Raw genomic sequence first — 17,869 nt, forward strand, 5'->3', positions numbered from 1 at the left:
CGGTGCTCAGGTCAGCCGGTCGGTTCCTCTGCCTCGAGCTGCTCCTGGATCAGGACCTCGTCCGGTACGTCGGAATGGTCCGGCTCGGTCCGTACCCAGTGACGGTCGGCGACCTCGACGAGCTCCTGGCCGGTCAGGTCGAGCTTGCCGACCGGCTGCCAGGGCAGCGGGTCACCCTTGGCCGGCAGCACGGCCGACAGCAGGGCCCGGGTGTAGCTGTGGCTCGGCTTGGAGAACAGCACGTCGGTCGGGGCCGACTCGACGATGTTGCCCTGGGTCATCACGATGACCCGGTCACACACCTCCTGGGCGACGCCCAGGTTGTGGGTGATGAACAGCAGCGACAGGTTGAGCTCACGCCGCAACTCGGCCAACAGCTCGAGGATTTCGGCCTGGATGGAGACGTCGAGGGCCGAGGTGGGCTCGTCACACACCAACAGCTTCGGCTCCAGGGCCAGGGCGCGGGCGATCGCGACACGCTGTTGCTGCCCGCCGGAGAACTGGCGGGGGTAGTGGTCGGCGCGGTTGCGCGGGATCCCCACCTGCTCGAGCAGTTCGAGGGTGCGCTTGCGTCGCTGTCGCTTCGAACCGACGCGGTGCAGCCGCAGCGGTTCGATCACGTTCTCGGCGATCGTCAGCTGTGGCAGCAGGGAGGCGTACGGATTCTGGAACACCATCTGCACGTCCCGCCGGACGGTCTGCATCGTACGGCGATTGGCCGCGAGCAGGTCGATGTCGGCGAAGGTGACCTCACCCGAGGTGGGCTCGATCAGCCGCAGCAGCAATCGGGCCAGCGTCGACTTGCCACTGCCGGACTCGCCGACGACGCCGACCGCCTCGCCGGTACCGATCTCCACGTCGACCGAGTCGACGGCGGTGACCTCGCCGGCCGCTCCGTCGAACACCTTGGTGAGGGAATGGGCCGTCAACAGGTTGACCCGGTCCCGCTGTCGCTTCTGCTCGACCGGGTCGGCGTCGACGTCCAGTGCCGCATCGAGCAACCGCTTGGCGTAGTCGGTCTGGGCGTTCTCGGCGAAGTTGCGCATGCCGCCGCGCTCGACGATCTTGCCGTGCTGCATCACGATCACGTTCTCGCACATGTACCGCGCGACGCCGAGGTCGTGGGTGATCACCGCCATGGTCAACCCTTCGGTGCCCAGCCGCAGCAGCAGGTCCAGGACCTGGCGCTGCAGGGTGACGTCCACCGCCGTGGTCGGCTCGTCGGCGATCAGCAGTTCGGGCTCGGCGACGATCGCCTGGGCGATCATCGCCCGCTGCAGCATGCCGCCGGACAGCTGGAACGGGTAGAGGTTGATGCGCTGGGCGGGGTCGGGGATGCCGACCCGATCGAGCGTGTCGATCGCCCGCTCCAGCGCCTCCTTCTTGTCGTAGATCCCGTGCCAGCCGAGGTGTTCGGTGAGCTGACGCTTCAGCGGGATGGTCGGGTTGAACGCCTGGGACGGGTTCTGGAAGATCATCCCGATGCGCCGGCCGCGATACTTCTGCATCTGGTCGCGGCGCTTGCCGAGCAGTTCCTCACCCTTGAAGTACGCACTGCCGGTGACGGTGGCGGTGCCGGGCAGCAGCTGCATGAGTGACCGCATGGTGACGGTCTTGCCCGAGCCGGACTCGCCGACGATCGCGAGGTGCTCGCCCTCCCGGATCTCGGCGCTGAAGCTGTCCACCGCGACGTTCTCGACCTTGCGTCGGTCGCGGAACACGACGCGCAGGTCCTGGATCGAGAGCAGTGTCTTGGGGTCGGCCGCCGGTTGATCCGGTGTTGCCACCGTTCGTCCCGTGGTGGTCGTCATGCCTGCTCCTCCTCGGAGACGTCGAATGCGTCGCGGAAGCCGTCACCGATGAAGGTGAAGGCCAGCATCGTGAGGCTGAACAGCAGCAGCGGCCACACGATCAGGTGGGGCACACCCAACACGTAGTTGTAACCATCCATGATCATTCCGCCCCAGGTCGGGGTGGGCGGTTGCACGCCCAGGCCCAGGATGGCCAGACCGGTCTCGGCCGCGATCGCGGCCGGGATGCCGAAGCTGGTGGTGACCAGCAGCGGACCCCAGGAGTTCGGCAGGATGTAGCGCATCACCAAGGTGGTGCCACGGGCACCCATCGAACGACCGGCCTCGACGAACGAGTAGTTCTTCACCTTGAGCGCCTGGGCGCGGGCCAGTCGGGCCTGTCCCACCCAGGACGCCACCGAGATGGCGATGATGATCGTCCACAGGCCCTGACCCATCGCGACCACCAGGATGATGGCGAACAGGTAACGGGGGAAGGCGAACATGATGTCGGTGAAGAACATCAGGACGGCTTCCCACCGGCCCCCCAGGTAGCCGGCGGCCATTCCGATCAGCAGGGCGAAGCCGAGGGACAGCGCCTCGGCCACGAAGCCGATCGTCAGGGCACTGCGCAGGCTGTACACCAGACGGGTCATCAGGTCGCGACCCAACGGGTCGGTACCGAGCGGGTGGCCGGGCGATCCCATGGGCTCCAGGCGTCGCAGGATGTCCTGCTCGCTCACCCCGTACGGCATGAAGAAGGGGCCGAAGATCGCGATCAGGATCAGCAGGCCGACGAAGATCAGGCTGATCAGGGCGACCTTGTTGTGACGGAACCGGGCCCAGGCGCGGGAGAACTCACTGCGGGCACGCTCAGGCGCCTTCCCCGGCTGGTCGGCGATGTCTGTGGCCACCTCGTCGGACACGTCGGTGGCGACGCCACGCGACACCCCGTCGGGAGTCGTGGGTTCGTCGGTGGTGATGGGTTCGTCGGTGCTGTTGGGTTCGTCAGGCACGGGCGGCCTCCTTCTTGAACGTGGCGGCCCGGGCTCGTCGACTGCGGATCGAAGCGGCGGGGCTGGAGTACCGGACACGCGGGTCCAGGACGCGGTAGCTGAGGTCGACGAGCATGTTCATCGTGACCAGCAGGATGGCGAAGAACAGCGTGGACCCCATCAGCAGCGGCATGTCGCGGCTCTGTGCGGCCGTGGCGAAGTAGAGGCCGAGTCCGGGGATCCGCAGCAGGGCCTCGATGAACACCGTGCCGGTGAGCAACTGGGCGAAGTACGGGCCGGCGACGGTGACCAGCGGGATGAGGGAGTTGCGCAGCACGTGCTGCACCATCACGATCCGCTGGGTGCCACCCTTGGCCAGCGCAGCGGTGACGTAGTCCTCACGCAACTGTTCGAGCACCGAGGAGCGTACGTACCGTGCTTGGGAGGCAACGCCTTCCAGCGCCATGGCCGTGACCGGGATGACCAGGTAGATCGGACCCTCCCAGCCGCCGGTCGGCAACCAGCCCAGGCCCAGCGCGAAGATGAGCACCAGCACCAGCACGAAGAGGTAGCCCGGCATCGCGGTCAGCGCCGTGGTGAGCGTCATCAGGATGCGGTCGAACAGCGAGTCCTTCCACACCGCGGCCATTAGGCCGATCGGGATGGCCAGCGCCAGGGTGAGGATGATGGCGAGCACCGCGAGCGTGGCGGTGATCGGGAAGCCCTGCGCGATCACGTCGCCGATGGTCAGCTGCGGATACTTGTACGTGTAGGGCAGGTCGCCGGTGACGAGGCTCTGCATGAAGCCGAGGTACTGCAGCCAGGCCGGTGCCTCGCCGCCGCTGCCGGCGTTGTTCCCGTCCTGCGGGCCGCCGGCCGTCTGGTCGAGTCCGAGCCCGATGTTCATGTTGGCGAGTTCGCCGAACGAGCCCGGGACCGTTTGCAGCAGACCGAAGGTGATCATCGACACTGCGAGGATCGACACCACCAGCCGCAAGAGTCGTTTGATGATGTTCCCTGCCATGAACCCCTCCGTCGCCGCCGCATCCTCGCGCGGTTCGAACCTCGAACAGCCGAAATCTTACGCGACCGTATCCGCATTGCAAACGAGGAAGGCTGAACGTCCACAATCGCACGCCATCATGGGTCCACACGCCTGCGGGGAGCCAGCGTTACCGAACTGACACCGACAGGGTGTGGTGCCTCGGACCGTTTTCGCGCATAATCGGGGCCCAGATGGCCCATTATCGTCTGGCCGCCGGTCGGCAAGGAAGCCGGACGGCCAGGAGGAGGAGACGATGTCAGAAACCAAGCTCCAGCACGGCGTGACCCGAGGGGTCGGCGCCATCGTCGGCCCGATGCTGACCCGCCGAACGATGCTCGCCGGATCGCTCACCGCGGCTGCGGTGGGGGTGAGTGCGTGCGGGTTCGGGGCGAACGATCCCGAGCAGGGCCCCGGCAATGAGCCGGGCGCCGGCGAGATGACCGACACACTTCGGGAGGCCCGCCGCCCACCGAACCACCTGAACCCGGCCTTCGGAGGCTCCGGGTCCCCCCAGGGCACCATCTTGATGTCCATGATGTGGGAAGGGTTGGTCCGTCGTGACCCCGCGGACTCGGCGAACTACCTGCCCGGCGTGGCGGAGAGTTGGGAGGCCTCCGAGGACGGCCTGACCTACACCTTCAAGCTGCGCGAGACCACGTGGAACAACGGTGACCCGCTCACCGCCAACGACTTCGTGTGGAGCTACGCGTACTACTACTCGCCGAAGTTGGGCGAGCAGGAGAACGAGAATCCCCCGGCGAAGAACGGCTCCGAGTCCCGGACCAAGATCAAGGGCCTGCCGGCGTACTACACCGGGGAGACCGACGACTTCTCCACCGTCGGCATCGAGGCGACCGACGAGCAGACCCTGGTCTTCACGATGACCGAGCCGGACCCGGAGTTCATCAACAGCCTGGTCAGCCTGCTGCCGCTGCACCAGGAGTCGGTCGAGGCGAACGTCCAGGACTTCTGGATGCCGGAGAAGCTGGTCTGCAACGGCCCCTACCCGCTGGTCGAGTACGCGCAGAACTCGGGCGGCAAGATGGAGCTGAGCGACACCTACTGGGACAAGGACTCCTACAGCATCAAGACCCGGGAGATCCAGTTCAACTCCAGTGGTGCGACCGGCATGATGGTGTCGTACAACGCCAACGAGATCGACACCTTCCGGGTGGACGGTGACCCCTCGGCGCTGATCGCCGGCCGGTCGGACCTGGAGGAGCAGCTCGTCCGGGGCACCCTGATCCAGTTCAAGGGACTTCAGTTGCTGGCCAGCAAGAACGAGGTGCTGCGCACCAAGCTCAAGGTGCGGCAGGCGCTGGCGCTGGCGATCGACCGGGAGGCACTGGCCTCGGTCGCACCGCCGGACGTGGCCGGGCCGTCGTGGGTGCCGAGCGACATCACCGGCGCGGACCAGCTGCCGGCCATCCCGTTCGATCCCGATCGGGCGAAGGCGCTGCTGGAGGAGGCGGGCCACGCCGGCGGCAAGGACATCCCGATGCTGTCGATCCTGACCTACGCCACCATGCCGATGCTGGAGGCCACCGCCGAGATGTGGGGTGAGCACCTCGGCATCAAGGCCGAGGTCGCGGTGCGTGAGGTCGGCGTCTACGGCGACGAGCTGTACGGCAACAAGGCCCCGGAGTTCACCGGGTTCGCGTTCAACTACCAGGCGCCCTCGCCGTTCAACATCCTCCGCTACGGTGCGCAGCCGACACCGTACTGGAACCGCACCTCGATCCCGTACGACGTCGAGAAGGAGATCTTCGACATCACCCGGGGTGACCGGAAGGGTGAGTTCACGCCGGTCGAGCAGCTGGCCAAGGTGGAGGAGCTCACCGAAGCCAACTGGACGCCGGAGTACAAGAAGTTCGCCGAGCAGAACGCGGCGGCGGTCGCGGCCCTGAGCGATCCGGAACGCGCCACCGAGTTGGCCACCCAGGCCTGCATCACGATGCAGGAGACCTACTACTGGATCCCGCTGCTGTGGGCGGGCTACACGTTCATGATCAAGCCGCGCATCAAGGGCATGATCCCGACGTCCTACCCGGACCACATCTACGGGTTGAAGGGGGTCACGCTCGATCCGCTCTGATCGAGAGTGACAGCCGCACCACGTACGACCGGGCCCCGGCGGAGACCGTTCTCCGCCGGGGCCCTGTCACGTCAACCGGATCGATGATCAGTCGCGCCGACCGGCTGCGAGCAGCCTGACGGGGAACTCCTCGATGCACTTCGCCACGATCGCGATGATCAACATCCCGAAGGCCAACAAGAACCCGAGCGACATGGAGAAGTCATCTCCGCCCTGGGTGGCGAAGGCGGCCAGCAGCAGGCTGCCGATCAGGGGTGAGGTGGTCGTCCGAGCCGCGGCCAGCAGCAGCGCCACCAGGATGGCAGCGCCCGCCACGATGACGCTGCAGAGGACATCGGGCCCTGACTCCACGATGCACCCGACGGGTTCGGGCGGGACCAGGCCGAGGAAGAAGCACAGCACCACACCGCCCATCGCTGTCGCAACGGTGCAGCCGGCACCGATGATGCGGACGATGCGGGCCGTGGTGGCCTGCCCTGCGGTGGAGTGTGTTCCGATCATGACCGGTACACGTGCAGGGTGTGCCTCGGGTTGTCAGCCGTTGCGGACGCGGCTGATCTCGTACAACGCCACCCCGGCAGCAACTCCGGCGTTCAGCGACTCGACGTCACTCGCGATCGGGATCCGGGCCAGCTGGTGGCACGCCTCGCGTGACAACCGCGACAACCCGTCGCCCTCGCTGCCGACCAGCAGCACGAGCGGGCCGTCGGTACCGGGGACGGATGCGATGTCGGCGTCACCCTCACCGGCCAGACCGACCAGGGTGAAGCCGGCCTTCGCGTACGCCTGCAGGGATCGGTTCAGGTTGGTGGCGCGGGCGATCGGGAGCCGGGCCGCCGCACCCGCGGAGGTCTTCCACGCGGCCGCGGTCATCCCCGCCGAGCGACGTTCCGGGATCAACACCCCCGACGCGCCGAAGGCGGCGGCCGAGCGCACGATCGCGCCGAGGTTCCGCGGGTCGGTGACCCCGTCGAGGGCCACCACCAGTGGCTCGGCCTCCGACTCCAGGGCGGTCGCCAACAGGTCGTCGGGATGGGCGTACCGGAACTCCGGCAACTGCAGGGCGACTCCCTGGTGGACCGCGCCACCGGTCAGCCGGTCCAACTCGGCACGGGTCACCTCGAGCAGCACGATCCCTTGGTCGGCCGCCGTCTTGAGGATCCCGCGGAGTCGTTCGTCACGGTCGGCACCCTCGGCCACGTACGCGGTCTTCACCGGAATCCCCGCGGTCAGCGCCTCGAGCGCCGGATTGCGTCCGGCCACCCACTCCGGCCCCGTACCGGGGCGGCCCGTCCGCTCACCCCGTGGGCCGCTCCCGGACGGCCGTCGGGCGGCAGCCTTCTTGGCCCGATGTGCCTTGTGGTACTCGCGATCCTCGGCCTTCGGGGTCGGCCCCTTGCCGGCCAGGCTGCGCCGGATCCGGCCACCCGACCCGGCGGTGTTGCCCTTGCCCTTGCGGCGGACCGCGCCCTTGCGCTGACTGTTGCCGGCCATGATCAGTTCCTTCCGGTGCCGGGGTCCACGCTCCAGCGCGGTCCGGACGGGGTGTCCTCGATCTTGATGCCGAGGTCGGTCAGCTGGTCCCGGACGTCGTCGGCGGCGGCGAAGTCCTTGCGTTCCCGGGCGGCCTGCCGCTGGGCCAGCAGCGCACTGACCAGACCGTCCACCACCGGTGCCAGGTCATGTCCGGTGCCACTCGCCCAGACCGGGTCGTCGGCCCGCAGCCCGAACACGTCGAGCATCGCCAACACCGCGGCCAGCGCGTCCTTCACCCCGCCGGCGTCCCCGGCGTCCAACGCCTGGTTGCCCGCCCGGACCGCGGCGTACACCTCCGCCATCGCGGTCGGGGTGCCGAGGTCGTCGTCCATCGCCGCGACGAACGCGGCGGGCAGCGGGCCGGCGTCGGTGCCCGGTGCCAGCCTGGCGGCACGGTCGACGAACGAGTCGATCCGGGCGAGCGCCGCGGTCGCCTCCGCCAACGAGGAGTCGGCGAAGTCGACCGACGACCGGTAGTGCGGCTGGACGAGGTAGAACCGCACCGCCCGCGGTGGATGGCGCTTGGTCACCTCCGACACCAGAGCACCGTTGCCGAGCGACTTGCTCATCTTCTCGCCGGCTGCGGTCACCCACGCGTTGTGCATCCAGAACCGCGCGAACCGGTGACCGGCGGCTCGCGACTGGGCGAGCTCGTTCTCGTGGTGCGGGAAGCGCAGGTCGAGCCCGCCGCCGTGGATGTCGAACTCCGTGCCGAGGTACTTCTGGGCCATCGCCGAGCACTCCAGGTGCCAACCCGGCCGACCCCGACCCCACGGGGTGTGCCACGACGCCGTCTCGGGTTCCGACGGCTTGTGTCCCTTCCACAGTGCGAAGTCGCGGGGGTCACGCTTGCCGCGCGGGTCGGCATCGGCGGCCGGCTCCATGTCGTCGATCCGCTGGCCGGACAGTTCCCCGTACGAGGGCCAGGACCGTACGTCGAAGTAGACGTCGCCGGAGTCGTCGGTCGCGGCGTACGCGTGTCCGCGCTCGATCAGCACCTTGATCAACTCGATCATCTCGGGGATGTGGCCGGTGGCCCGCGGTTCGTACGTGGGCGGCTCGCAGCCCAGCGCGGCGTACGCCTCGTGCAGCTCACGTTCGTAGCGGTAGGCGTGGGCGAACCACGGCACCCCGGCCTCGGCCGACTTGGTCAGGATCTTGTCGTCGATGTCGGTGATGTTGGCGATCACCGTCACCCGGTAGCCGGAGTGGGTGAGCCACCGCCGCAGCACGTCGAACACCACTTCCTTGCGGATGTGGCCCAGATGGGGTGCCGACTGCACGGTGAGCCCGCAGTGGTAGATCGACACCGTGCCGGGCTCGACGGGCACGAAGTCGCGTACTTCGCGGGTCGCAGTGTCATACAGGCGCAAACTCACGGCGTCAGGATACCGGCCACGGCCGGGACCGCTGCCCACGTCGGACCGCAGCCGTGGATCGCCGTTGCCGCCTCCGGCAATCCGGAGCGCGGCGTCCCGTCGATGACCCGCTGTGCCTCTAGCGTCCCAGCGACCCCCACCGAAGGAGATCGCGCATGTGCAACCAGGACCACCCCCAAGCCGGACCGGACAGTTCGTCGACCACCGCACGGGAGCTCGCAGCCCCGCGTGCGTTCGGGCGGCGGACGTTGTTCGGGGCCGCCGCCGTCGGCGGTGTGGCAATGGCCTCGTCGGTCACCGCCGCACACTTCATGGCCCCGACCGCGGCCGCGGTCACTGCGCCGCAGGTGCACTCCACCGGCGACTGGGGTGCCGAGCCGCCGCGGCAGACCCTGCAGACCCTGTACTACCGCCCGACCTACATCGCGATCCACCACACCACGTACCCGAACACGACCGACCACTCGCTGTCGCAGGCGTATGCCCGGGCCCGGCAGATCCAGCGGGACCACTTCGCCCGCAACTTCGGCGACTCCGGCCAGCAGTTCACGATCAGCCAGGGTGGTCACGTGCTGGAAGGGCGGCACGGCAGCCTGGCCGCCGTCCGCAACGGGAGCCGCTTCATCCTGGGGGCCCACGCGAAGGGCCACAACAGCGAGGCCGTCGGCATCGAGAACGACGGCCTCTACACCGCCGCCCTGCCGAGCGAGCCGCAGTGGAAGTCGCTGGTGACGTTCGTGGCGTACCTGTGCCAGCAGTACCGGGTCCCGGTCAGCAAGATCGTGGGTCACCGTCAGCTCAGCTCGACCGAATGCCCCGGCGACCTGTTCTACGCCAACCTCGCCACGCTCCGCGAGCACGTGCAGATCGTGCTCGACGGTGGGCCGGTCTCCCCGCCGCCCGAGGGTGGCACCCCGCCCGGCGACGAGAACTCGTGGTCGATCCTCAAGTCCGGATCGACCGGGTTCCGGGTCAAGAGCCTGCAGTACCTGCTGCGCCAGCGAGGCCACGACCTCGTGGTCGACGGCAGCTTCGGCCCGAAGACCGACGGGGCGGTGCGCGCCTTCCAGGACTGGGCCGACCTGACCGTGGACGGTGTCGTGGGACCGAAGACGTGGCCGAAGGTGGTGCTGACCGCGCGTCAGGGCGACGAAGGTGACCACGTCCGGGGTGTCCAGGTCGGCCTCGGCGGCCGCGGCTTCGCGACCACGGTCGACGGGCAGTTCGGTCCGGGCACGCACGGCAAGGTGGAGGCCTTCCAGGACTCCCGCGACCTGGTCGTCGACGGGGTCGTCGGCCCGATCACCTGGAGCTCGCTGATGGCACGGGGCTGAGGGCCCCCGACCCCTCACAGCGGAGGTCGGGTGGGTCGGGGCTCAGCGGTGCAGCGGGGCCCCGACCACCTGGCCGGCGTACGACAGCCCGCCACCGAAGGCGAACAGCAGCATAGGCGCCCCGGGCGGCAGGTCGGTGGTCGCCAGCAGCTTCGACAGTGCCATCGGGATCGACGCCGCCGAGGTGTTGCCCGACTCGGTCACGTCGGTGGCGACCACGGCCTGCTCGGCGCCGATCTTGGCGGCCAGCGGGGTGATGATGCGCAGGTTGGCCTGGTGCAGCACGATCGCGGCGATCTCGCTCGGCTGCAGGCCGGCGCGGTCGATCACCTTGGCCGCGATCTCGGGGAGCTCGAAGGTCGTCCACCGGAAGACGGCCTTGCCGTCCTGGGTGAACTTGTTGTCGTGGTCGTCGGGGCTGATCCGGACCGCACTGCCCATCTCGGGCACCGAACCCCACAGCACCGGGGACACCTCGTTCTGCTCGCTCGCGGTGAGCACGAATGCACCGGCCCCGTCCGCGGTGAGCACACAGGTCGTCCGGTCGGTGAAGTCGGTGAAGTCGGTCAGTTTCTCCGCACCGATCACCAACGCGTTGGTCGCCGAGCCGGCGCCGATCGCGTGCTGGGCCAACGCCACCGCGTGCGGGAAGCCGGAGCACGCCACGTTGATGTCGAGTGCGGCATGCCCGGTGATGCCGAGCGCGAGCGACACCTGGGAGGCCGTGTTGGGGGATCGGTCCTGTGCCGTACAGGTCGCGACGATCACCATGTCGATGTCGGACGGTGCCAGTCCCGACTTCTCCAGCGCCATCCGGGCGGCCGCGGTGCCCATCGTCACCACGGTGTCGTCGGGGCCGGCCCAGCGGCGTTCGACGATGCCGACCCGGCGCCGGATCCACTCGTCGTTCGTGTCCACCATGGACTCCAACTCACTGTTGGGGACGACGCGGTCGGGCTGGTGGTGGCCGACGGCGAGGAGTCGCGTACCGATCATGAGCACCTAGTATGCGCCGCGGCGGCGCTGAAGCGTCTGTAGGGTCGGACGTGGACGCGGTGCCGGTCGGCGGTCCGCCGCCGACGAGGGAGTGAACGTGACGACGCGGAATCCCGAGGACCACCCGGGGCAGCAGGACGAGTTTCCGCTCTACGACCCCGGATGCAGCACGGTGCCGGCCACCGGGGAGGTCGTCCCGCATGACCCGCCACCGCCCCGAGGTGCGAGGGGAGCAGCACGACAGTGGGACGCGCAGCCGTCGGGGTTTCCTGGCGTTGGGGGCCGGGGCGGCGCTGTTGGCCGGTGGTGCGGTCGCTGCCATGTCGCTGACCAGTGAGACCCGGGGTCGTGGCGTCGGTCTGGTGACCGTCCCACCGGGAACGCGCGTCATCGAGGTGAACCTGACAGGCGGTGACCTGGAACTCATCGGCATCGACGGGCAGCCCGCCACCGGGAGCTGGTCGGGCAGGGTCGGCGAAGGGGAGCCCGGGATCACCACCGGCGAGGTCGACACCACCTTCTCCATCACCGCTCACCCGGGCGTCGACCTCACCCTCAGCGTGCCCGCCGACGTCGAGCTCCGTGTCGCCACCACCAACGGCGACGTCACCGGCGAGGAACTACGCACCGAGCGGATCACGGTCCAGGGTTCCCACGGTGACGTCGAGCTGGAGTGGGAGGTTGCGCCGGTCGAGGTGTCGGTGACCACCACCTCCGGCGACGTCTCGATCGAGCTGCCCGAGGGGAGCGGGCCGAACGGGTACGCGATCGAGGCCGACACCCGCAACGGGGACCTCGACGTGATGCCGAGCTCGGGATCGCGGCCGATCCGGGTGCGGACCACCAACGGCGACATCGAGGTGTCGGACTGACGCGGCGCCACGTCAGGGCGCCTGATCAGGGTCGACCGGCGTGGGCGAGGGCGTCCTTCATCGCGGCGAGCAGGAACAGGGCGCGGTCGGGGCGGGCGTTGTGCCCCATCAGCCCGAGCCGCCACACCGTCGACGCGTACGGTCCGGCGCCGGCACCGATCTCGATCCGGTGGCGGTCCATGAGGTACGACCGGACGCGGGCCGAGTCGACCCCGGCAGGCACCTTCACCGTGGTCAGGTCCGGCAGCCGGTGCCCCTCGGCGGCGAACAACTCCAGGCCGAGTTCGACCAGTCCGTCCTGCAACAGTTGACCCGCTTCGGCATGGCGGGCCAGCACGTTCTCCAACCCCTCCGCCACGATCTGGCGCAGTGCCGCAGCCAGACTCGCGACCATCGCGGTCGGCGCGGTGTGGTGGTACGTGCGCTGCTTGGTGTCCGACGTCTCACCGACGTAGCCGCCGAGCATCCCCAGATCGAGGTACCAGGACGGGGACGGCGTACGGCGTCGCTCGAACGCAGCATCGTTGATGGTGAACGGAGCCAGGCCCGGTGGCACCCCGAGGCACTTCTGGGTCCCGGCGTACGCGACGTCGACGCCCCAGTCGTCCAACCGCAACTCGAGGCCGGCGATCGAGGTGACGGTGTCGGCGACCAGCAGGGCGTCCCCCTTCACCGCGCCCAGAGCGGCCAGGTCGCTGCGCACCCCGGTCGAGGTCTCGGCGTGGACGGCGGCGATCAGCGCCGGCCGCGGGTGGGCGTCGGCGATCCGGTCGGCCGACAGCGGCTGACCCCACTCGTGCTCGACCGCGATCACCTCGGCACCGCACCGGGCAGCGACGTCACACATCCGCTGCCCGAACAGCCCGTTCACCCCGACCACGACGACGTCACCCGGATGCACCAGGTTGACGAACGCCGCCTCCATCCCGGCCGAACCGGTCGCGCTCAGCGGCAGGGTCCGGCGGTTGGCCGTACCGAACACCGTGCGCAGACCGTCGCAGGCCGAATCCATGATGTCGAGGAAGTCGGGGTCGAGGTGACCCAACAGCGGTGCGGCCAGGGCGGCGGTCGCCTCCGGGTACGGGTTGCCCGGTCCGGGGCCGAACAGGTGACGTTCGGGCAGGACGGTCATGTGGTCTCCTCCACTGGCGTACGGCGGGTCACAGGATGGCTCCGGGGTTCAGGATGCCTTGTGGGTCGAGGGTTTCCTTGATGCGGCGGGTCAACGCCAGCACGTCGTCGCCGAGCTGATCACCGAGCAGGCCCTTCTTGCTGCGACCCACGCCGTGCTCGCCGGTGATCGTCCCGCCGAGGTCGACCGCCAGCCGCATCACCTCGTCGAACGCGGCACGGGCCCGCGCCACCGAGTCGGGGTCTGCGGCGTCGTGGATCACGTTCGGATGGGTGTTGCCGTCTCCGGCGTGGGCCACCACAGGGATCAGCACGTCATACTTGGCAGCGATCCCGGCGATCCCGTCGACCAGGTCCGGGAGCTTCGGGATCGGCACCCCGACGTCTTCGAACATGATCGACCCAAGCGGCTCCAGGGCGTGGAAGGCGCTGCGGCGGGCCGCGGTGAACATCTCCGCCTCGGCGGGATCGTCGGTCACGAAGACGTCCCGGACCCCGGGGGTGTCCCGGCAGAGCCGCGCCATCTCCTCGGCCTCCAGTCGTCGAGCATCCCCGGGGGCGTCGGACTGGGCGATCAACATGGCCCCGCACTCGGTGTCCAGTCCCATCGGTCGCAACCGCTCGACCGCCCGGATCGACAGCTGGTCCATGTACTCCAGCATCGACGGCCGCAAGGTGGCCCCGATCGCCACCACCGCCCGGGCGGCCGCGGTGACGTCGTCGAACGTCGCGACCATCCCCGCCACCGGGTCGGGCATCGGCACCAGCCGCAGCACCGCCCGGGTGAAGATGCCCAACGTTCCCTCGCTCCCGACGAAGAGCTTCGTCAGCGACAATCCCGCGACATCCTTGATCCGCTGCCCACCGAGAGTGATCAACGTCCCGTCGGCCAGCACCACGTCCATGCCCAGCACGTAGTCGGTGGTGACGCCGTACTTCACGCAGCACAGTCCACCGGCGTTCGTGGCCAGGTTGCCGCCGATGGAGCAGATCTCGTACGACGACGGGTCGGGTGGGTACCACAGCCCGTGGTCGGCGGCCGCCTGCTTCACCGAGACGTTGAACGCGCCGGGCTCCACGATCGCGGTCCGGGTCGCGACGTCGATCTCCACCGCCGTCATGCGCTCCAGGCTCAGCACGATGCCGCCGTCGACGGCACTCGAACCACCCGACAACCCGGTCCCGGCGCCGCGTGGCACGATCGGCACCTGATGGGTCGCGGCCCATCGCACCACCGTCTGGACCTGCGCGGCGTCGGTCACCCGGGCGGCCGCGACCGGGGTCCCGGCGGAGGGATCACGTGACCAGTCGTGACGGTACGACTGCAGTGCGGCAGGATCGGTGAGCAGCGCCCCGTCGGGCAGTGCCGCCGACAACTCCGCCAGGGCGCCGTCCCACCCGGCCGCGGGCTCAGGAGACGTAGCGGTGCTCACCCGGCCACCGTATCCCGGGTCATGCCCCCGGCATCAGAACAGCGCCCCCGGTCCTTGCAGGACTCCGGCCCAGCCCGCCAACGCGATCACCGCGCCCATGACGGCCAGCACTCCGACCACCAGCAAGACATCGCCGGGGCCGATCGGCACCGGCCGCCAGATCGTCCGGGGCTGCAGTCCCAGACCGCGTGACTCGAGGGACTCGGCCACCCGTTCGCCGCGCCGCAGCGCCGTGATGAGCAGGGTGAACCCGGCGGACGTGAACGTCCGCAGCCCGCGGCGCGGTCGGCCCTTCGCGTCCAGGGGTGCGCGGACGTCCTGGGCCCGGCGGATGGTGACCCACTCCCGTCCCAGCAGTTCGAGCAGCCGATAGCCCGACATGACGGCATAGCTCACCCGCGCCGGCAGCCGGGCGTGTTGGTGCAGACTCGCCATCAGGCGTACGGCGCCGGTGGAGTGGATCAGCGCGATCGACAGCACCCCGATGGTCAGGGCACGGGCCGCCAGGGCGGCTCCGACGCCGAGGCCCTCGACGGTGACCCGCAGGAGCCCGTACTGCCACAGCACCTCACCCGGACGGCTGAGCACGTTGATCCAGAACACCCCGAAGCCGAACGCCAGGAAGGGCAGTTGGGCGAGCAGCAGGGTACGGGGGCGGATGCGCGTACCCGCCCAAGCGCCGAGCAGGGCCAGGCCGTAGAGGGTCCAGGTGGAGACCGGATCGGCCAGGAAGAGCAGACCCACAGACACCACGAACAGCAGCGCCAGCTTCACCGTCGGGTTGCGGCGTGCCAGCGGGGAGGCAGGGTCGGCCCGGATCAACAGTGCACTCATCGGACCTGCTGGACCGACGACTGCGGGCTCGGCCAACCGGCCAGCCGGCGCAGCACCGCCACGGATTCGGCTCCGGTGCCCAGCTCGGCGACGAGGAAGCGCAGCAGTTCGGGCAGCACCAGCCCACCGGCCTCGCGGACGGCCGGGTCGGCCAGCACCGGCAGCGTAGGACCGTCGGCAACCGTGCCTGCGGTTGCCCCGGGTCGAAGCTCGCCGAGCACGACCACCCGGTCGGCGACCGTCGCGGCGAACCGCAGGTCGTGGGTGGACCACAGCACGGCGCGGCCAGCATCGGCCGCGGCGCGCAGCGTACGCGCGGCGGTCATCGTGTCGCGCCGGTCGAGGCCGAAGGTCGGTTCGTCGGCCAACAGCACGGGACGGTCGGCGTGCGCCAGCATCGCGGCGAGGCTGAGCCTGCGCTGCTCCCCGCCGGAACAGCGGAAGGGGCTCTGGTCGGCGACATGGGTCAGGCGGTGCTCCCGGAGCAGCCGAGTCACCCGATCGGCCACGTCCGGACCGGTCAGTCCGACGGCGATCTCGTCGCGCACCCGATGCGCCAGGAACTGCCACTCGGGATTCTGGAACACCATCGCCGGACGTGGCCCGGTCACGCTGCCGCGACCCGGTGGCAGCAGCCCGGCTAGGGTGAGCAGCAGGCTGGTCTTCCCGACGCCGTTGGGACCGAGCAGTGCCACCACCTCGCCGCGGTGCAGCTGGAGGTCGAGATCGGTGAGCAGGTCGCGGGTGCCGCGACGGACCGTCACCCCGGTGGCGGTCAGCACCGGATCCGGCGCAGGCGTCGCGGGCCCGGCCGACGTCCGGGCGGTGCTGTCGTCGGAGCCGCCGCGGCGTAGCCAGTCGACGACCTGCGGGTTGGCGAGTCCTCCCGGGTGCCCGCTGAGGGCGTACAGCTCGGCGGTGAGCGGCAGCCAGCAGCCGGCGTCGTGGAGGGTGCGCGCGTGGGTGGTCAGGACCTCGGCGGTGGGGCCGTCGGCGATGATCCGTCCGTCGGCGTCGAGCGCGACCGACCGGCTGGGCAGGGCGGCTGCGCCGGCGGTGCCGCCGTACTCGTCGAGCCGGTGTTCCACCAGGACGACGGCGGGCTGGTCGGTGGTGGCCGCCGCTGCCACCGCCTCGCGCACCGAGGTGATGCCGACGGGGTCGAGCATCGAGGTGGGCTCGTCCAGCAGGAGCACCTGCGGCCGCATGGCGAGGGTGGCCGCCAGCGCGACCCGCTGGGTCTCGCCGCCGGACAGCTCGCCGGTGCCCCGGTGGCGCAGCTGTGTCGCCCCGACGGTGGCGAGGGCGGAGTCGATCCGAGCTGAGATGTCGGCCCGGTCGACCGCGAGGTTCTCCAGCGGGAGCGCCACCTCGTCCTCGACCGTGGCCAGGCAGACGGTGGCGGCGGGGTCCTGGCCGAGGAACCCGACGATCCGGGAGCGCTCCACCACACTGGTGTCGGCGGTGTCGGTACCGGCGACCAGCACCTCGCCCGCCAGACGGGCGTTGACTGAATGCGGGATGACGCCGGTGATGGTGCGCAGCAGGGACGACTTGCCCGACCCCGACGGCCCGAGCACCAGCACCCGTTCGCCCGGCGCCACCTGCAACCGGACCTCGCGCAGCACCGGGGTGTCACGCCGCGCCGCGGTGACGGTCACGTCGCGCAGCTCGACCAGGGTCACTCGGACTCGCGGCCGATGGCGTAGTTGTCGACGACGCCGGTGCGGTGGATGCCACCGACGGTCACCTTGGCCAGCAGGCCGCCCAGGATGACGCCGCTGATGATCTGGACCACGAACCGGATCCACAGCAGGTCGGTGCCGTACCAGCCGCCCTGATAGGCGGACCAGAAGAAGACCAGGCCCGCACCCAGCAGGCCCGACACGGCGAAGATCCACCACGAGTAGTTGCGATAGCGGGTGAGGGCGAACGGAAGTTCGCTGCCGGCGCCCTGGATGAGACCGACGACGGCCAGCAGCGGACCGACCGGCGAGCCGAGGAAGATGAACTCGACCACGGCGGCAATGAGTTCCGCGCCGATCCCGGCGAAGGGGCGTCGGATGATCGCGATCGCGATCGGGGCGACGATGAGCCAGCCGCCGGCCAGGACGTGTTCGGCGAGGTCGCCGAACAGCAGCCGCGAGGCACCCCAGGCCTGGACGAGCGCCCAGTAGAGGACCCCGAAGACGACGCCGAGGACGACCAGCAGGACGATGTCCTTCAGCTGCCAGCCCTGGCGTGACGGCGTACGTGGGGGTGTGGTGCTGGACTGATCGGGCGTGGAAACTGCGTTCATGTGGATACCCTCCCTGCGCTGGCATTACCCAGTTCAGGTTTGGCGGTCGAAGCGTGGTTCGCTTCCTCTCAGCCCGGCCGTTACCGAGCTCCCGCGTGCGTGAGCCACACCGTAGCCCAGCTGCCGCGGA

Annotated in this window: 15 protein-coding genes and 1 riboswitch; of the genes, 3 read left to right on the top strand and 12 right to left on the bottom strand. The window is 69.6% G+C overall.

Going from position 1 to position 17,869, the window contains the following annotated elements:
* Positions 1-11: 11 nt before the first annotated feature.
* Genes ACQBAU_RS03565 through ACQBAU_RS03575 form a run of 3 tightly spaced genes read right to left on the bottom strand, consistent with a single transcriptional unit; the run spans position 12 to position 3,809 of the window.
* The gene (locus tag ACQBAU_RS03565) at positions 12-1,811 is read right to left on the bottom strand and encodes a dipeptide ABC transporter ATP-binding protein (RefSeq protein ID WP_465255170.1); all 1,800 of its coding nucleotides are present in this window, start codon (positions 1,809-1,811) and stop codon (positions 12-14) included.
* Complete coding sequence (locus ACQBAU_RS03570; RefSeq protein WP_465255169.1) at positions 1,808-2,806, bottom strand: ABC transporter permease; 999 nt, start codon at positions 2,804-2,806, stop codon at positions 1,808-1,810. The genes ACQBAU_RS03565 and ACQBAU_RS03570 overlap by 4 nt, the downstream gene beginning before the upstream one ends.
* Positions 2,799-3,809 carry an ABC transporter permease gene (locus ACQBAU_RS03575; protein ID WP_434550186.1) on the bottom strand — a complete coding sequence of 337 codons (1,011 nt, stop codon included), beginning with the start codon at positions 3,807-3,809 and terminating at the stop codon, positions 2,799-2,801. The genes ACQBAU_RS03570 and ACQBAU_RS03575 overlap by 8 nt, the downstream gene beginning before the upstream one ends.
* Before the next feature lie 274 nt (positions 3,810-4,083).
* On the opposite strand from ACQBAU_RS03575, the gene ACQBAU_RS03580 reads away from it, so the two are divergent.
* Entirely contained in the window at positions 4,084-5,925 is a 1,842-nt protein-coding gene (locus ACQBAU_RS03580; protein WP_465255168.1) for a peptide ABC transporter substrate-binding protein, read from the top strand.
* A gap of 87 nt (positions 5,926-6,012) precedes the next feature.
* Here the strand turns inward: ACQBAU_RS03580 and ACQBAU_RS03585 are convergent, their stop codons facing one another.
* Genes ACQBAU_RS03585 through cysS form a run of 3 tightly spaced genes read right to left on the bottom strand, consistent with a single transcriptional unit; the run spans position 6,013 to position 8,840 of the window.
* Positions 6,013-6,426 carry a hypothetical protein gene (locus ACQBAU_RS03585; RefSeq protein WP_434550184.1) on the bottom strand — a complete coding sequence of 138 codons (414 nt, stop codon included), beginning with the start codon at positions 6,424-6,426 and terminating at the stop codon, positions 6,013-6,015.
* A gap of 33 nt (positions 6,427-6,459) precedes the next feature.
* Positions 6,460-7,419 carry a 23S rRNA (guanosine(2251)-2'-O)-methyltransferase RlmB gene (gene rlmB, locus ACQBAU_RS03590; protein WP_434550183.1) on the bottom strand — a complete coding sequence of 320 codons (960 nt, stop codon included), beginning with the start codon at positions 7,417-7,419 and terminating at the stop codon, positions 6,460-6,462.
* 2 nt (positions 7,420-7,421) lie between these two features.
* Positions 7,422-8,840: a cysteine--tRNA ligase gene (cysS, locus tag ACQBAU_RS03595; protein WP_465255167.1), complete on the bottom strand. Its 1,419-nt coding sequence runs from the start codon at positions 8,838-8,840 to the stop codon at positions 7,422-7,424.
* Positions 8,841-8,995: 155 nt separating this feature from the next.
* Between cysS and ACQBAU_RS03600 the strand changes: the two genes are divergently transcribed.
* Positions 8,996-10,174 carry a peptidoglycan recognition protein family protein gene (locus ACQBAU_RS03600; protein WP_465255166.1) on the top strand — a complete coding sequence of 393 codons (1,179 nt, stop codon included), beginning with the start codon at positions 8,996-8,998 and terminating at the stop codon, positions 10,172-10,174.
* Between the two features lie 42 nt (positions 10,175-10,216).
* Here ACQBAU_RS03600 and ACQBAU_RS03605 read toward each other — a convergent pair whose 3' ends face one another.
* A complete protein-coding gene (locus ACQBAU_RS03605) occupies positions 10,217-11,170 on the bottom strand; it encodes a beta-ketoacyl-ACP synthase III (RefSeq protein ID WP_434550180.1) in 954 nt (317 codons plus the stop codon).
* A gap of 200 nt (positions 11,171-11,370) precedes the next feature.
* Here ACQBAU_RS03605 and ACQBAU_RS03610 point away from each other — a divergent pair, with 200 nt between their 5' ends.
* Entirely contained in the window at positions 11,371-12,042 is a 672-nt protein-coding gene (locus ACQBAU_RS03610) for a DUF4097 family beta strand repeat-containing protein (protein ID WP_434550179.1), read from the top strand.
* Between the two features lie 25 nt (positions 12,043-12,067).
* Here the strand turns inward: ACQBAU_RS03610 and ACQBAU_RS03615 are convergent, their stop codons facing one another.
* The 5 genes from ACQBAU_RS03615 to ACQBAU_RS03635 form a co-directional block, all read right to left on the bottom strand.
* The gene (locus ACQBAU_RS03615) at positions 12,068-13,174 is read right to left on the bottom strand and encodes a pyridoxal-phosphate-dependent aminotransferase family protein (protein WP_465255165.1); all 1,107 of its coding nucleotides are present in this window, start codon (positions 13,172-13,174) and stop codon (positions 12,068-12,070) included.
* A gap of 28 nt (positions 13,175-13,202) precedes the next feature.
* Positions 13,203-14,606, bottom strand: a complete 1,404-nt coding sequence (locus ACQBAU_RS03620) for an FAD-binding oxidoreductase (protein ID WP_465255164.1) — start codon at positions 14,604-14,606, stop codon at positions 13,203-13,205.
* A 33-nt stretch (positions 14,607-14,639) separates the two neighbouring features.
* Positions 14,640-15,440 (bottom strand): energy-coupling factor transporter transmembrane component T family protein, encoded by an 801-nt coding sequence (locus tag ACQBAU_RS03625; RefSeq protein WP_465255163.1) that lies wholly within the window; start codon positions 15,438-15,440, stop codon positions 14,640-14,642.
* Positions 15,437-17,125, bottom strand: coding sequence for an ABC transporter ATP-binding protein (locus ACQBAU_RS03630; protein WP_465255162.1), 1,689 nt, complete (start codon positions 17,123-17,125; stop codon positions 15,437-15,439). The genes ACQBAU_RS03625 and ACQBAU_RS03630 overlap by 4 nt, the downstream gene beginning before the upstream one ends.
* Positions 17,122-17,739 carry an ECF transporter S component gene (locus tag ACQBAU_RS03635; protein WP_434550174.1) on the bottom strand — a complete coding sequence of 206 codons (618 nt, stop codon included), beginning with the start codon at positions 17,737-17,739 and terminating at the stop codon, positions 17,122-17,124. The genes ACQBAU_RS03630 and ACQBAU_RS03635 overlap by 4 nt, the downstream gene beginning before the upstream one ends.
* A riboswitch (TPP riboswitch) is annotated at positions 17,733-17,844 on the bottom strand. Its footprint overlaps the gene before it by 7 nt.
* Positions 17,845-17,869: the final 25 nt, after the last annotated feature.

Source organism: Carbonicoccus niuqiaonis (assembly GCF_050157065.1).
In the GTDB taxonomy this organism is placed as follows: domain Bacteria; phylum Actinomycetota; class Actinomycetes; order Propionibacteriales; family Propionibacteriaceae; genus Avipropionibacterium.